Source organism: Cupriavidus cauae (assembly GCF_008632125.1).
GTDB lineage: Bacteria > Pseudomonadota > Gammaproteobacteria > Burkholderiales > Burkholderiaceae > Cupriavidus > Cupriavidus cauae.
The window spans coordinates 96276-110828 of sequence record NZ_VWRN01000005.1 but is presented as its reverse complement, the minus strand read 5'-3'; the positions used below and the strand labels follow the sequence as shown (position 1 = coordinate 110828).

The window sequence follows — 14553 nt, the reverse complement described above, 5'->3', positions numbered from 1 at the left end:
GCCGCGCGCCGCCGCACCGAGGCCGATCTGGCCGCGATCCACGGCGCGCTGGCCGCGATGCGCGCGCAGCGCGACGACCCGTCCAGCGCGGCGGCGGCCGACGTGGCATTCCACCAGGCCATCGCGCAGGCGGCGCACAACCCCTGCATGGCGGGGCTGACCGATTTCGTCGGCCAGCAGCTGCTCGCCGCCCGCCGGCTGGCCTGGGAAAACGCTGCCCGCTATCGCGGCGGGCCCGGCGCGGCGGAGGAAGAACACACCGCCCTGGCCGAGGCGATCGCGGCCGGCGACGCCGGCGCGGCACGGCAAGCCGCGCGCCGGCATCTGGAAGCCGCGGCGGCGCGCATGGGGCTCGACCTGGATTGATCGACGAGACGAGCGAGCCGGAGCGCGATGGCAGTCGCCGTTCCGCACCCGCCCGTCTCGACAACGCAACTCAAAGCAACGCAAGGCAGAACAAGGAAAGCAAGGCATGGAATCAGTGGATTGCGTGGTGATCGGCGCCGGCGTGGTGGGCCTGGCGGTCGCACGGGCGCTCGCCCGGCAAGGGCGCGAGGTGGTGATCCTGGAGGCGGAGAACGCCTTCGGCACGATCACCAGCGCGCGCAACAGCGAGGTGATCCACGCGGGCATCTACTACCCGGCCGGCTCGCTGAAGGCGCGGCTGTGCGTGCAGGGCAAGGCGATGCTGTACGACTATTGCCGGAGCCACCAGATCGCCCATCAGCGTTGCGGCAAGCTGATCGTCGCCACCAGCGCGGCGCAGGTCGCCACGCTCGAAGGCATTCGCGCGAAGGCGGCCGCCAACGGCGTCGACGATCTGCGCCTGCTGTCGCGCGACGAGGCGCTGGAACTGGAACCGAATCTGCAATGCGAGGCCGCGCTGCTGTCGCCGTCGACCGGCATCGTCGACAGCCACGGGCTGATGCTGGCGCTGCTGGGCGATGCCGAGCAGGCCGGCGCGATGCTGGCGGTATGTTCGCCGGTGCTGACGGGTGCGGTGACTGCCGACGGCATCGTGGTCGAAGTCGGCGGCGACACCGCGACCACGCTGCTGGCGCGCACCGTCGTCAATGCCGCGGGGCTGACTGCGCCCGAGCTGGCGCGCCGGATCGAGGGCATGCCGGCGGCGCATATCCCGCCGCAGTTCTACGCCAAGGGCTGCTATTTCACGCTGGCCGGCCGCGCGCCGTTCTCGCGGCTGATCTACCCGGTGCCCGAGGCGGCCGGCCTGGGCGTGCATCTGACGCTGGACCTGGGCGGCCAGGCTCGCTTCGGCCCGAATGTGCGATGGATCGACGAAATCGAATATGGGGTCGATCCGCACGATGCCGACAGCTTCTATGACGAGGTGCGGCGCTATTGGCCGGCGCTGGCGGACGGCGCACTGCAGCCGGGCTATGCCGGCATCCGCCCGAAGATCAGCGGCCCGGGCGAGCCGGCCGCGGACTTCCGCATCGACGGCCCGGCCACGCATGGCGTGCCGGGGCTGGTGCACCTGTTCGGGATCGAATCGCCGGGGCTCACGGCGTCGCTGGCGATCGGGGAGGCAGTGGCGGCGATCGCGGAATAACGGACGCGCCAGATATCGGCTCCCCGCTCCCGCAAGCGGGAGAGGGAGAAAACCTCCCGCTCAGCCCTGCGCCTTGGGACTGTCTCCCAGCGGGAGACGGGGGAAACCCTGCCGCTCAGCCCTGCCCCTTCGGCGCCTGCGCCGGAATGCGCGGCGTCTCCACTCGCACGTCGCCGCATTGCGCGCGATGACGCAGCGCATGGTCCATCAGTACCAGCGCCAGCATCGCCTCGGCGATCGGCGTGGCACGGATGCCCACGCATGGGTCGTGGCGGCCGAAGGTCTCGACCGTGGCGGCCTGTCCGGCCTTGTCGATCGATTCGCGCGGGGTGCGGATGCTGGAGGTCGGCTTGATCGCCAGCGACACGGTGATGTCCTGCCCCGTCGAGATGCCGCCCAGCACGCCGCCGGCATTGTTGGTGCGGAAACCCGCCGCGGTCAGCTCGTCGCCATGGACGCTGCCGCGCTGCGCCACGCTGGCGAAGCCGGCGCCGATCTCGACGCCCTTGACCGCATTGATGCCCATCATCGCGTGCGCGATATCGGCGTCGAGCTTGTCGAACAGCGGCTCGCCCAGGCCCACCGGCACGCCGCTGGCCACCACCTCGATGCGGGCGCCCACGGAATCGCCGTCGCGGCGCAGCGCATCCATATACGTTTCCAGCTCGGGGACGATATTGGCGTCGGCGGCGAAGAACGGATTGCGCGGCACCTCGGCCCAGTCGGTGAACGGCACCTGGATCTCGCCCAGCTGCGACATATAGCCCCGGATCTCGGTGCCGTACTGCTCGCGCAGCCATTTGCGCGCGACCGCCGCGGCGGCCACCACCGGCGCGGTCAGCCGGGCCGACGAACGGCCGCCGCCGCGATGGTCGCGGATGCCGTATTTCTGCCAGTAGGTGTAATCGGCGTGGCCGGGGCGGAAGGTTTCGACGATATTGCCGTAGTCCTTGCTGCGCTGGTCGGTATTGCGGATCAGCAGGCAGATCGGCGTGCCGGTGGTCTTGCCCTCGAACACGCCCGACAGGATCTCGACCTGGTCCGGCTCCTTGCGCTGCGTGACGTGGCGCGACGTGCCCGGCTTGCGGCGGTCCAGGTCGCCCTGGATATCGGCCTCGCACAGGCTCATGCCCGGCGGGCAGCCATCGACCACCGCGCCGATGGCGGGTCCGTGCGACTCGCCGAAGGTGGTGACTGTGAAGAGCAGGCCGAGGGTATTGCCGGACATGATGAAAACCACGCAGGAATTGGGAAAGGCCTACATTGTACGGCCTGGCGTCGCGCCACGGCGCCGCCCCGCTGCCCCGCTGCCCCGCTTTTCCGCTACCCCGCCGCTTGTGAGGCCGCGCCGCCTACCGCCATTCGCCGCGCAGGCCCTGCACCACCTGCTGCAGGCCTTCCGGCGTGGCCTGCGTCGGGTCGATCGGCTCGCCGACCACCAGTTCGAGCCGGCTGAGGATGCCGCGCCGGAACGGCCGCGTCATCGCCGCCCCGCCCTTGCGCGAGAAAAAGCTGCCCCACAGGCCGCGCAGCGCCATCGGCACCACCGGTACCGGCGTGCGCCGCACGATCTGCTGCACGCCCTGCTTGAACGGATTGATGTCGCCGCTGGCGGTGATCTTGCCCTCCGGGAAGATGCAGACCAGCTCGCCCCCGGCGAGCGCGCGCGCGACCTCGTCGTAGGCCTGCTTCAGCGTCTGCGGGTCTTCGTGCGCGGGCGCGATCGGAATCGCGCGCGCCTGCCGGAAGAACCAGGACAGCAGCGGTACCTGGAAGATGCGATGGTCCATCACGAAGCGCACGGGCCGCGGGCTGGCCGCCATCAGCACCACCGCATCGGCGAAGCTGACGTGATTGCAGACCAGCACCGCCGGCCCCTCGGCGGGAATCCGGTCGGCGTGGATCCGCTTGAGCCGGTACACCGTATGCACCAGGATCCAGGCGACGAAGCGCAGCAGGAATTCCGGCACCACCGAATAGATGTAGATCGCCACCACCGCATTGAGCAGCCCCACCGCCAGGAACAGCTCGGGAATGCTGTAGCCGGCGCCGGTCATCGCCATCGCCAGCAGCGCCGAGGCGATCATGAACAGGCTGTTCAGGATGTTGTTGGCGGCGATGATGCGCGCGCGATGCGTCGGCGCGCTGCGGCTCTGGATCAGCGCGTAGAGCGGCACGCTGTAGAAGCCGCCGAACATCGCCAGCAGGAACAGGTCGGCCAGCACGCGCCAGTGCGCGGGCTCGGCGATGAAGGCCGCGACGCCGCTCAGCGTGGCCGGCGCCTGGCCTCGGCTGGCGAAGTACAGGTCGATCGCGAACACCGTCATGCCGATCGAGCCGAACGGCACCAGCCCGACTTCCACATGCCGGCCCGACAGCCGCTCGCACAGCAGCGAGCCGACGCCGATGCCGACCGAGAACACCGCCAGCAGCAGCGTCACCACGCTCTGGTCGCCGCCGAGCACGGTCTTGGCGAAGGCGAAGAACGAGGTCAGGAAGGTCGCGCCGAGGAACCACAGCCAGGAGATGCCCAGCAGGCTCAGGAACACCGTGCGGCTCTCGCGCGCCAGCATCAGGTTGCGCCAGGTCTCGGTGACCGGATTCCAGTTCAGCCGCAGGTCCGGCTGGGGCGCGGGCGACAGCGGCACGCGCGAGGCGGCCACACGGCCGGCGACGGCCAGCGCCACGCACGCCGCACCGATATAGAGCGTGGCGGGGATGCCTTGCCGTGCCGCCGCCCCACCCACCGCCGCGAGCTCCCCGCCGAGCACGGTGCCGAGCAGGATCGCGACGAAGGTCCCCATCTCGACCAGCCCGTTGCCGCCGACCAGCTCGCTCTCCTGCAGATGCTGCGGCAGATAGGCGTACTTGACCGGGCCGAACAGCGTCGAATGCAGGCCCATCAGGAAGGTGGTCAGGTACAGCAGCGGCGCGCTAAACAACGCGAAGCCCGCCAGTCCGACCAGCATGATGGCGATCTCCAGCGACTTGACGAAGCGGATCAGCCGCGACTTCTCGATCTTGTCGGCAATCTGCCCGCTGGTCGCCGAGAACAGCACGAACGGCGCGATGAAGATCGCCGAGATCAGGAAGGCCGCGCTGGCGCCGTCCACGCCCTCGAAGCGCGCGGTCTGGTAGGTCACCAGCGAGGTGAACGCGACCTTGAACACGTTGTCGTTCATCGCGCCCAGGAACTGGGTCCAGAAGAACGGCGCAAAGCGGCGCTCGCGCAGCAGGCGGGACTGGCTCGATTGGCTCATGGAACTGGCTGGGGTGCGGGAATGGCGCGGGGAAATGGTACGACAGACTGCGCGAAGAGGGGCGCGAAGGGCGGCGCGAAAGGCCGCGCCGGGGACGGCGCAAGGGACAGCGCGGCAAGCGCGATCGACTCCGCGGGCGCGGGGATCGGAATCGGGGGCGGCTGGAATCCGGCGGGCGGCACCGTCACGGTCCGCCCGCGCTCCGCGAGATGGCTCTGGCTCAGCTGGCCTTCTCTTCCGGCCAGTCGCGGATATAGGCCTTCAGCATGCGGTTCTCGAAGCTCTGCTCCTCGACCACCGCCTTGGCCACGTCGTAGAACGAAATCACGCCCATCAGCGTGCGGCTGTCGAGCACCGGCATATAGCGGGCATGGCGCTCCAGCATCATGCGGCGGACCTCGTTGACGTCGGTCTCGGGCGTGCAGGTCAGCGGCGCGTCGTCCATCACGCGGCGGATCGTCGTGTTGCCGACATTGCCGTTGTTCGAGGCCAGCGTCTGGATGATCTCGCGGAAGGTCAGCATGCCGACCAGCTCGCCGTACTCCATCACCACCAGCGAGCCGATGTCGCGCTCGGCCATCGTGGTGACCGCCTCCAGCAGTGACGTGTCCGGCTTGACGGTATAGAGCGTATTGCCCTTGATCTGCAGGATGTCGCTGACTTTCATAATGGTCTCCCCTCGATGATGCCGGTGCGGCGGGCGGCGGGCATCGCCGGCCCCAGGCGCCCGAACCGCGTGGCGGCGCAGGCCTTGCGCGCCATCCGCGATAGATGGGCCGATGCTAGCCGAAAGCGGGCGCCCAAGTAAAGCCGGGGCCCTGCGGCGAGGCGGTCCGCCGCGAGCAGGCCAATGCTACGATGCAGGCCGGCACATCCGCATGCCGCCGCACGCCCGCACTGCGGAACCGTGCCGTTGCCGGCCGCTGTCAGACCGCTTCGCTGGAACCACGATTCGATAGAGACCATGTCCGATACCCGTTTCGATACCCTCGCGCTGCACGCCGGCGCCGCGCCCGACCCCGCCACCGGGGCGCGCGCCACGCCGATCCACCTGACCACCTCCTTCGTGTTCCGCGACAGCGAGCACGCGGCCTCGCTGTTCAATATGGAACGCGCCGGCCATGTGTATTCGCGCATCTCGAATCCGACCGTGGCCGTGTTCGAGGAGCGCGTGGCCGCGCTGGAGAACGGCGTCGGCGCGATCGCCACGGCCTCGGGCCAGGCCGCGCTGCATCTGGCGATCGCCACGCTGATGGGCAGCGGCTCGCATATCGTCGCCTCGTCGGCGCTGTACGGCGGCTCGCACAACCTGCTGCACTACACGCTGCGCCGTTTCGGCATCGAGACCACCTTCGTGCAGGCGCGCGACATCGACGCGTGGCGCGCCGCGATCCGCCCGGAGACCCGCCTTCTGTTCGGCGAGACGCTGGGCAATCCGGGCCTGGACGTGCTCGACATCCCGACGCTGGCCCAGCTCGGCGACGAACATGGCATTCCGCTGCTGGTCGACTCGACCTTCACCACGCCCTATCTGCTGCAGCCGTTCGCGCATGGCGCGGCGCTGCTCTACCACTCGGCGACCAAGTTCCTCGGCGGCCATGGCACCACCATCGGCGGCGTGCTGGCCGAGGGCGGCAACTTCGATTTCGAGGCATCCGGGCGTTATCCGGAGCTGTCCGAGCCGTATGCGGGCTTCCACAACATGGTCTTCACCGAGGAAAGCACCGTCGCGCCCTTCCTGCTGCGCGCGCGCCGCGAGGGCCTGCGCGACTTCGGCGCCTGCATGAATCCGATGGCCGCGTGGCAGTTGCTGCAGGGCATCGAGACGCTGCCGCTGCGGATGGCACGCCATGTCGACAACGCGCGCCGCGTGGTGCAGTTCCTGGTCTCGCATCCGATGGTCGAGTCGGTGGCCTACCCCGAGCTCGAGTCGCACCCCGACCACGCGCTCGCCAGGCGGCTGCTGCCGCGCGGCTGCGGCGCGGTATTCAGCTTCAATCTGAAGGGCGACCGCGCCGCCGGCCAGCGCTTCATCGAGAGCCTGACGCTGTTCTCGCATCTGGCCAATGTCGGCGACGCGCGCTCGCTGGTGATCCATCCCGCCTCCACCACGCACTTCCGCATGGATGCCGCGGCGCTGCGCTCGGCCGGCATCGCCGAGGGCACGATCCGCCTGTCGATCGGCCTGGAGGACCCGGACGACCTGATCGATGACCTGAAGCGCGGGCTGAAGGCCGCGCAGAAGTCGATGGAAAAGGGCGGCGGCAGCGGGACCAGCAGCGGCGCCGCCAACAAGAGCAACGGAGGGAAAGCCTGATGTATCTGAACATCGATGGCCAGCGGGCCTACGCCTATACCGGCGGCAAACCCTTCGATCCCGCCCTGCCCTGCGCCGTGTTCGTGCATGGCGCGCAGAACGACCACAGCGTCTGGGGCCTGCAGACGCGCTGGTTCGCGCATCACGGCTTCTCCGTGCTGGCGGTGGACCTGCCCGGCCACAACCGCAGCGAGGGGCCGCCGCTGGCGAGCGTCGAGCAGATGGCCGACTGGGTCGCCGCGCTGCTGCGCGCGGCCGGCGTCACGGCACCCGCGCTGGTGTTCGGCCACAGCATGGGCTCGCTGATCGCGCTCGAATGCGCGGCGCGCCATGCCGAGGCGGTGCGCGCGATCGGCCTGCTGGCGACCGCCTATCCGATGAAGGTCTCGGACGCGCTGCTCGATGCCGCGCAGAACCGCGAGCACGAGGCCATCGCGATGGTCAATGCGTGGTCGCATTCGAGCCTGGCCAACAAGCCGTCGGCGCCGGGTCCGGGCTTCTGGATGCATGGCGTCGGCCAGCGCCTGATGGAACGGGTCGGGCGCCGCAATCCGCAGGCCCAGGTCTTCCATACCGACTTCGCTGCCTGCAACGCCTACGCCAACGGCGAGCGCGCCGCGGCGGGCCTGCAATGTCCGGCGCTGGTCGTGATCGGCAGCAAGGACATGATGACGCCGGCCCGCTCGGCCCGCGCACTGGCGGCGAGCATGCCGCGCGCCAGCGTGGTGGAAGTGCCGTGCGGCCACGCGATCATGGGGGAAAAGCCCGATGAGGTGCTGGACGCGCTGGCGGGCTTTGCGCGGCGCGTGATGGCGAATCGCGACTAAGCAAGCGCGCTCGCGCTGCGGCCCGCGAGAGCGGTGAGCCAGTGGCTTCAAAAGACGCTGGCTTCCCGCTCTCGCGGGAATGACGCGGTCGCCGGCGCCCCCCGCTTCGGCGCGCCGAAGCGCCGCTCAGACCTGCCCGTGCCAGCCGGGCGGGACCACCTCCAGCGTGCGGCGCTGCCCCTCCGGCGCTGGAGTTTGCGGGGTCTGCGGCGGCGATGCGGCGCCCGGCTCGAAGATCTCCTGCAGCGTCTTGTCGAGCATCGGATTCTCCAGCACGCCGCGCAACGCGTCCGCGCCATTGAGCAGCTGCGCCACCGCGGTGCGTGGCAGGCGCGGCAGGTTCAGCACCAGCCGGTCGTGCAGCAGGCGCAGCGGCACGCGCGCCGGGTCGCATAGCAGCGCCCAGTGCGCCTGGCCGCGATGGTGCTGCAGCTTGCCGACCAGATGCATCGCATCGAGCTTGCCCAGCAGCACGGCCAGGTAGTCGGCCTCGACCCGCAGCTTGCGGCCGAGATCCAGTTCACCGACGCTGCGCGGCGCCTGTTCGCGCGCGCGGTACAGCACGTACAGCACGCCGAGCGCATCGTAGAACTCGCTGCCGGCAAAGGTGCGGCGGCGCCAGTAGCCCTGCCGCACCACCGGCAGGTTGGCGGCGATGGTGGCGCCCAGCAGCGTCACCAGCCAGCTCAGGTAGATCCATAGCAGGAAGATCGGCAGCGCGGCAAAGGTGCCGTAGACCGCGGTATAGGTGGGGAAACGCGTGATGAAATAGCCGAAGCCGCGCTTGGACAGCTCGAAGGCAAGCGCCGCCACTAGCCCCGCGGCGATCGCGTCGCGCCATTCGACATAGGCATTCGGCACCGCCGTATAGAGCAGCGCGAAGGCGATCGCCGACAGCAGCACCGGCGCAAGACTGACGGCAAAGCCGACGCCGAACGGCATCGTGCCGACATAGCCGGCGGAGATCGAGATCAGGTACGAGCTGATCGACAGGCTGCCGCCGATCAGCACAGGGCCGCAGGTCAGCACCGCCCAGAACACCAGCACGCGCTGTGCGAAGCGCCGCTTCTGCTTGACGCGCCAGATCGCGTTGAGCGCGTCCTCCACCGTCAGCATGGTCAGCACCGCGGTGACCATCAGGCCGACGAGACCCACCGCGGTCAGGCCCTTGGCATTGCGCGCGAACTGGCTGACATAGCCGGTGATCGAATCGGTGAGGTTGCCCGGAATCAGGTTCTGGAACAGGAAGCCTTCGATCGCGTTGCGGAAGTTCGCGAACATCGGAAAGGCGGCGAGCAGCGCGAACGCGACCGTCAGCACCGGCACCACCGACAGCACGGTGGTGAAGGTCAGGCTGGCCGCGACCTGCGGCAGACGGTCCTCGCCGGCGCGCCGCGCGGCATAGCGCAGCAGCGCGCGCAGCTTCTGCCAGTTCCATTCGCGGCGCAGGCGCGCGATACGGTTGGTGCAGCGGGACAGCAGGCTGGGATGGGACATGCGAGGCAAACTCCAGGGCGGCGGGCGCCGAGCCCGCCACTATAATACGCCGGTTGCATCGCACGCGATGCTCGAGCCGCCAGAGCAAAGCCGCCACGGCCCCGCGAGCCGAGGCCCTTTCGTGGCTAGACCCGTGGCTAGACCCGTGCCTTGACCCACGCCTGACACGCGCCCTGGCCGGCTCCGCTGCCCGCTCCCTGCCGCTCCTTTGTCGCCTTCCTCCCGCGCCCCTATGTCCGACATCCTGGTCCTCTACTACAGCCGCCACGGCAGCACCCGCAAGCTCGCCGAGCTGATCGCGACCGGCATCGACAGCGTGCCCGGCGCCCACGCGCGGCTGCGCACGGTGCCGCCGGTGTCGACGGTGTGCGAGGCCACCGCGCCGGATATCCCGGCCGATGGCCCGCCCTATGTCGAGCTGCGCGACCTGCACGAGTGCATCGGCCTGGCGCTCGGCAGCCCGACCCGCTTCGGCAACATGGCCGCGCCGATGAAGTACTTCCTCGACGGCACCATCGCCGAGTGGCTGTCTGGCACGCTGACCGGCAAGCCTGCCTGCGTGTTCACGTCGACCGGCAGCCTGCATGGCGGCCAGGAGACCACGCTGCTGTCGATGATGCTGCCGCTGCTGCATCACGGCATGCTGGTGATGGGGCTGCCCTACAGCGAGCGCGGCCTGATGACCACCGTGGGCGGCGGCACGCCCTATGGTCCTAGCCACCACGCGCTTGGCGACAACAGCCGGCCGGTAAGCGAAGACGAATCGGCGCTGGCGATCGCGATGGGCAAGCGGCTGGCGCAGACCGCGCTGCGGCTTGCGCAGAACGCCCCTGCCAACGGAGCCGCGCGATGAGCGCCACCGACGCCCGCGACGATGCCGCGCTGCACAGCCCGCTGCTGTACCGCCTGAGCATCGCCAGCCTGCTCGCGCTGATCGTGCTGTCGATCGCCTGGGAGTGGTTCCTGGCGCCGCTGCGGCCGGGCGGCTCCTGGCTGATTATCAAGTTCCTGCCGCTGCTGCTGCCGTTGCGCGGCATGCTGACGCGCAACCGCTATACGATGCAGTGGTCGTCGATGCTGATCCTGCTGTATTTCACCGAAGGGGTCGTGCGCGCCACCAGCGACCGCGCGCCGTCGTCGTGGCTGGCATGGTGCGAGGTGGCGCTGACGCTGCTGTTCTTCTTCGCGACCATCTTCTATCTGCGCCCGTACAAGCGCCGCGCGCGGGCTCAGACCGGCGCGCCCGAGTCTGCCCGGAACAAGGCCAATGCCGACGCGGCGGCTTCCCCGCCAACGCGGCGCTGAAGCGCCACGCCTTCCCTTTCCACGTCTCCTCCGAATCCATCGCACGCCATGACGCAAGCCCCGACCGACGCCCGCCTCCACTCCTTCCTGTCGCTGTGCCGCGCCGCGCTGGGGCCGACACATGTGCTGACCGAAGCCGAGGACACGGCGGCCTACCTGACCGACTGGCGCCGCCGCTATACCGGCGAAGCCCTGGCCGTGCTGCTGCCGGGCACCACCGAGGAAGTGGCCGCGGCGGTGCGCGCCTGTCATGCGCACCAGATCGCGATCGTGCCGCAGGGCGGCAACACCGGCCTGTGCGGCGGCGCCACGCCGGACGCGTCGCAGCCGTCGGTGGTGCTGTCGCTCAAGCGCCTGAACCGCATTCGCCAGGTCGATCCGCTGAACAACACGATCACCGTCGAGGCCGGCGCGATCCTCCAGCAGGTCCAGCAGGCGGCCAGCGAGCACGACCGCCTGTTCCCGCTGAGCCTGGCCGCGGAAGGCAGCTGCACCATCGGCGGCAATCTGGCCACCAATGCCGGCGGCACCGGCGTGCTGCGCTATGGCAATACGCGCGAGCTGTGCCTGGGGCTCGAGGTCGTGACCGCCAGCGGCGAGGTCTGGAACGGCCTGCGCGGCCTGCGCAAGGACAACACCGGATACGACTTGCGCGACCTGTTCATCGGCGCGGAAGGCACGCTCGGCGTGATCACTGCGGCCGTGATGAAGCTGTACCCCGCGCCTCGAGCGCGCGTGACCGCGCTGGCCGCCGTCGAGGACCCGCGCGCCGCGCTGGCGCTGCTGGCGCTGGCGCAGCGCCACGCCGGCGCGATGCTGACAGGCTTCGAGCTGATGTCGGCGATGTGCCTGGCGCTGGTGACGCGCCACTATCCGCAACTGCGCTATCCGTTCCACCGGCCGCATCCGCAGGTCGTGCTGCTGGAGCTGTCGGACAGCGAAAGCGCCGAGCATGCGCGCGCCACCTTCGAGACGCTGATGGAAGCGGCCTTCGAGGCCGGCATCGTCGCCGATGCCGTGGTGGCCGAATCGGTGCAGCAGTCGCGCGACTTCTGGAATCTGCGCGAGCACATTCCGTTGGCGCAGGTCGAGGAAGGCAAGAACATCAAGCACGACATCGCGGTACCGATCTCGCGCATCGGCGACTTCATCGCCAGCACCGACGCGCAGCTGCAGGCCGCATTCCCGGGCGTGCGCATGGTGACCTTCGGCCATCTGGGCGACGGCAACCTGCACTACAACGTGTCGCCCCCGGCGGGACAGGACCACGATGCCTTCCTGGCTCACCAGGACGCGATCAACCGCATCGTCCACGACAGCGTGCATGCGCACGGCGGCTCGATCTCGGCCGAGCATGGCCTCGGCCAGCTCAAGCGCGAGGAGAATCGGCGCTACAAGAGCGAGGTCGAGCTGGCGATGATGCGGGCAATCAAGCAGGCGCTGGACCCGCTCGGGCTGATGAATCCGGGCAAGGTGGTGTGAGGCCCGGCGGCGATCGGCTTGCCCGCGTCAGACGCTGCAGAAGACACATAAGCTCATTCGAAATCGTTCGTAGCGGCAGGCCCGCCTTTCGTTGACGCCCGTTTCGCCGCGACCTAGTGTAGATAGGTTCGCGCGGCATATCCGTGCCAGGAGGGGCATTCCATGAGCCTGCGGCCAGATCCCACATTCCACGCCTCGCCGGCACTGGCGATGCAGGCGCCGCCCGAGGAGTACGCCTACACGGTGATGCTGAGCCCGGACGCCTCGCAGCCCGATGCGCTGGCCGTCATCGACGTCAAGCCTGGCTCGCCGACCTACAGCCAGGTGGTGCATACGGTGCCGATGACCCACCGAGGCGACGAACTGCACCACTTCGGCTGGAATGCCTGCTCGTCGGCGCTGTCCCCGCTGACGGGGCACGCGTTTCTCGAACGGCGCTTCCTGATCATCCCCGGCATGCGCTCGTCGCGCATCTATATTGTCGATACGAAACCGCATCCGACCCAGGCGGCGATCCACCGCGTGATCGAACCGGACGAGATCTTCCGCAAGACCGGCTATTCGCGGCCGCACACCGTGCACTGCGGTCCCGAGGGGATCTACGTGAGCACGCTCGGCGGCGGCGGCCACGACGGAACGGACGGCGCGCCCGGCATCTTCATCATGGATTGCGAGACCTTCGACGTGCTGGGGCGCTGGGAGATCGACCGCGGCCCGCAGGACAAGCACTACGACTTCTGGTGGAACCTGCCGCGCGACTACATGGTGTCGAGCGAATGGGCGCTGCCGCCGCAGTTCGAGAACGGCCTGGTGCCCGAGGACCTGCTGTCCAATCGCTACGGCCACCGCCTGCATTTCTGGGACCTGCGCGCGCGGCGCAACGTGCAGACCATCGACCTCGGCGCCCAGCATCAGATGGCGCTCGAAGTGCGCCCCGCCCACGACCCGGTGCGCGAATACGGCTTCGTCGGCGTGGTGGTCGACACCACCAATCTGGAAGGATCGATCTGGACGTGGTGGCGCGAGGACGGGCAATTCCACGTCGAGAAGACCGCGACGATTCCGGCCGAACCGGCCGCGGCGGATCTGCTGCCGCCGCTGCTGCAGGCGTTCGGCGCGGTGCCGCCGCTGGTGACCGACATCGACCTGTCGCTCGACGACCGCTTCCTCTACGTTTCCTGCTGGGGCACCGGCGAGATGCGCCAGTACGACGTCACCGATCCGCGCAAGCCGAAGCTGACCGGATCCGTTCATCTCGGCGGCATCGCGCGCCGCACGCCGCATCCGAACGGCAAGGCGTTCGCGGCGGGACCGCAGATGGTCGAAATCAGCCGCGACGGCCGCCGCGTCTACTGGTCCAATTCGCTCTATTCGAGCTGGGACAACCAGTTCTATCCCGACGGCGTGCCAGGGGCCCAGGTCATGGCGCATGCCGACCCCGACGGCGGCCTGACGCTGGCCGACGACTTCTGGGTCGAGTTCCCCGCGGGCTACCGCGCCCATCAGATCCGCCTCGAAGGCGGCGACTGCTCGACCGATTCGTTCTGCTATCCCTCCGTCGGCCCGCGATGACGTGGGAACAGGCCGGCCTGTGGACCGGCGTGCTGGTCAGCGGCCTGTATCACGGCCTGAGCCCCGCGATGGGCTGGCCGCTCGCCGTGTCGAACGGGCTGATGGCGCGGCGCGACGACGCCGTGTTCGCCGCGCTCGGCTATCTGGGCCTCGGTCACGCCGGCGCGGTGATGGCCCTGACGCTGCCGTTCGGCCTGCTCGCGTCGCTGGCGGCCTGGCAGCGCGAGATCCGCTTCGTCGCCGCCGCCCTCGTGATCGGCTATGGCATCGCGCTGCTGGCGCGGCGGCGCCATGCGCGCGCGCTCGCCCGCATCCCGCCGTCGCGGCTGGCGCTGTGGTCCTTCGCGATCGCGCTGGCCCATGGGGCGGGGCTGATGCTGGTGCCGCTCTATCTCGGCCTCTGCGGCACCGCGGCCGACACGGGCCATCAGGCCGCGGCCTCGCTCGCCTTCGGCAACGCCGGCATGGCCGTGCTCGTCGCGCTGGTCCACACCGCGGCCATGATCGCCGGCGGCGGCGCGATGGCATGGGTCGCCTATCGCCACGTCGGCCTCGCGCTGGTATCGCGCAGCTGGCTCAATACCGACGCCGCCTGGGCGTTGAGTCTCGTGCTGGTGGGTGGGATGTCGCTGATGGCGGCGACGGCGCGCTGAACGTACCTGCATGCCGAACGCGCCCGGCGCAGCCGAAAGGTGTAGCGCAACGGGCTCCGCTTCCCAC

Annotated in this window: 13 protein-coding genes; 9 read left to right on the top strand and 4 right to left on the bottom strand. The window is 69.5% G+C overall.

All coding sequences use genetic code 11. From position 1 onward, the window contains the following. Positions 1–366: FCD domain-containing protein (locus F1599_RS01465; protein WP_150081917.1), on the top strand; the 366-nt coding region annotated here is incomplete at its 5' end. After that, positions 362–1573, top strand: a complete 1212-nt coding sequence (locus F1599_RS01460) for an NAD(P)/FAD-dependent oxidoreductase (protein ID WP_395894479.1) — start codon at positions 362–364, stop codon at positions 1571–1573. The genes F1599_RS01465 and F1599_RS01460, both read left to right, overlap by 5 nt. A gap of 115 nt (positions 1574–1688) precedes the next feature. Here F1599_RS01460 and aroC read toward each other — a convergent pair whose 3' ends face one another. The 3 genes from aroC to F1599_RS01445 all read right to left on the bottom strand — a co-directional run bounded on the left by aroC (position 1689) and on the right by F1599_RS01445 (position 5500). After that, positions 1689–2801: a chorismate synthase gene (gene aroC, locus F1599_RS01455; protein WP_149319247.1), complete on the bottom strand. Its 1113-nt coding sequence runs from the start codon at positions 2799–2801 to the stop codon at positions 1689–1691. Between the two features lie 124 nt (positions 2802–2925). Further along, positions 2926–4833 carry an MFS transporter gene (locus F1599_RS01450; RefSeq protein WP_150081911.1) on the bottom strand — a complete coding sequence of 636 codons (1908 nt, stop codon included), beginning with the start codon at positions 4831–4833 and terminating at the stop codon, positions 2926–2928. 220 nt (positions 4834–5053) lie between these two features. Continuing rightward, entirely contained in the window at positions 5054–5500 is a 447-nt protein-coding gene (locus F1599_RS01445; RefSeq protein WP_149319249.1) for a CBS domain-containing protein, read from the bottom strand. A gap of 297 nt (positions 5501–5797) precedes the next feature. On the opposite strand from F1599_RS01445, the gene F1599_RS01440 reads away from it, so the two are divergent. Together F1599_RS01440 and F1599_RS01435 are read left to right on the top strand one after the other, a co-directional pair. Continuing rightward, positions 5798–7150 carry an O-acetylhomoserine aminocarboxypropyltransferase gene (locus F1599_RS01440; protein WP_150081907.1) on the top strand — a complete coding sequence of 451 codons (1353 nt, stop codon included), beginning with the start codon at positions 5798–5800 and terminating at the stop codon, positions 7148–7150. Continuing rightward, positions 7150–7977, top strand: coding sequence for an alpha/beta fold hydrolase (locus F1599_RS01435; protein WP_149319251.1), 828 nt, complete (start codon positions 7150–7152; stop codon positions 7975–7977). The genes F1599_RS01440 and F1599_RS01435 overlap by 1 nt, the downstream gene beginning before the upstream one ends. Before the next feature lie 126 nt (positions 7978–8103). On the opposite strand, the gene F1599_RS01430 is transcribed toward F1599_RS01435, so the two are convergent. Next, positions 8104–9474 carry a YihY family inner membrane protein gene (locus F1599_RS01430; RefSeq protein WP_149319252.1) on the bottom strand — a complete coding sequence of 457 codons (1371 nt, stop codon included), beginning with the start codon at positions 9472–9474 and terminating at the stop codon, positions 8104–8106. A gap of 232 nt (positions 9475–9706) precedes the next feature. Between F1599_RS01430 and wrbA the strand changes: the two genes are divergently transcribed. The 5 genes from wrbA (at position 9707) to F1599_RS01405 (ending at position 14486) form a co-directional block, all read left to right on the top strand. Beyond that, entirely contained in the window at positions 9707–10327 is a 621-nt protein-coding gene (gene wrbA, locus F1599_RS01425; protein ID WP_149319253.1) for an NAD(P)H:quinone oxidoreductase, read from the top strand. Next, entirely contained in the window at positions 10324–10779 is a 456-nt protein-coding gene (locus tag F1599_RS01420; RefSeq protein ID WP_149319254.1) for a DUF2069 domain-containing protein, read from the top strand. The genes wrbA and F1599_RS01420 overlap by 4 nt, the downstream gene beginning before the upstream one ends. Before the next feature lie 48 nt (positions 10780–10827). Then, positions 10828–12261, top strand: coding sequence for an FAD-binding oxidoreductase (locus F1599_RS01415; protein WP_150081904.1), 1434 nt, complete (start codon positions 10828–10830; stop codon positions 12259–12261). Between the two features lie 162 nt (positions 12262–12423). Next, on the top strand, positions 12424–13833 hold the full coding sequence (locus F1599_RS01410) for a selenium-binding protein SBP56-related protein (RefSeq protein WP_149319256.1): 1410 nt from the start codon (positions 12424–12426) through the stop codon (positions 13831–13833). Next, positions 13830–14486 carry a hypothetical protein gene (locus F1599_RS01405; protein ID WP_150081901.1) on the top strand — a complete coding sequence of 219 codons (657 nt, stop codon included), beginning with the start codon at positions 13830–13832 and terminating at the stop codon, positions 14484–14486. Before F1599_RS01410 ends, F1599_RS01405 begins: the two co-directional genes overlap by 4 nt. Positions 14487–14553: the final 67 nt, after the last annotated feature.

Bases quoted from the DNA above. Each gene is read 5' to 3' on its own strand.
- aroC (WP_149319247.1), bottom strand. From the start codon at position 2,801: ATGTCCGGCAATACCCTCGGCCTGCTCTTCACAGTCACCACCTTCGGC.
- F1599_RS01450 (WP_150081911.1), bottom strand. From the start codon at position 4,833: ATGAGCCAATCGAGCCAGTCCCGCCTGCTGCGCGAGCGCCGCTTTGCG.
- F1599_RS01445 (WP_149319249.1), bottom strand. From the start codon at position 5,500: ATGAAAGTCAGCGACATCCTGCAGATCAAGGGCAATACGCTCTATACC.
- F1599_RS01440 (WP_150081907.1), top strand. From the start codon at position 5,798: ATGTCCGATACCCGTTTCGATACCCTCGCGCTGCACGCCGGCGCCGCG.
- F1599_RS01435 (WP_149319251.1), top strand. From the start codon at position 7,150: ATGTATCTGAACATCGATGGCCAGCGGGCCTACGCCTATACCGGCGGC.
- F1599_RS01430 (WP_149319252.1), bottom strand. From the start codon at position 9,474: ATGTCCCATCCCAGCCTGCTGTCCCGCTGCACCAACCGTATCGCGCGC.
- wrbA (WP_149319253.1), top strand. From the start codon at position 9,707: ATGTCCGACATCCTGGTCCTCTACTACAGCCGCCACGGCAGCACCCGC.
- F1599_RS01420 (WP_149319254.1), top strand. From the start codon at position 10,324: ATGAGCGCCACCGACGCCCGCGACGATGCCGCGCTGCACAGCCCGCTG.
- F1599_RS01415 (WP_150081904.1), top strand. From the start codon at position 10,828: ATGACGCAAGCCCCGACCGACGCCCGCCTCCACTCCTTCCTGTCGCTG.
- F1599_RS01410 (WP_149319256.1), top strand. From the start codon at position 12,424: ATGAGCCTGCGGCCAGATCCCACATTCCACGCCTCGCCGGCACTGGCG.
- F1599_RS01405 (WP_150081901.1), top strand. From the start codon at position 13,830: ATGACGTGGGAACAGGCCGGCCTGTGGACCGGCGTGCTGGTCAGCGGC.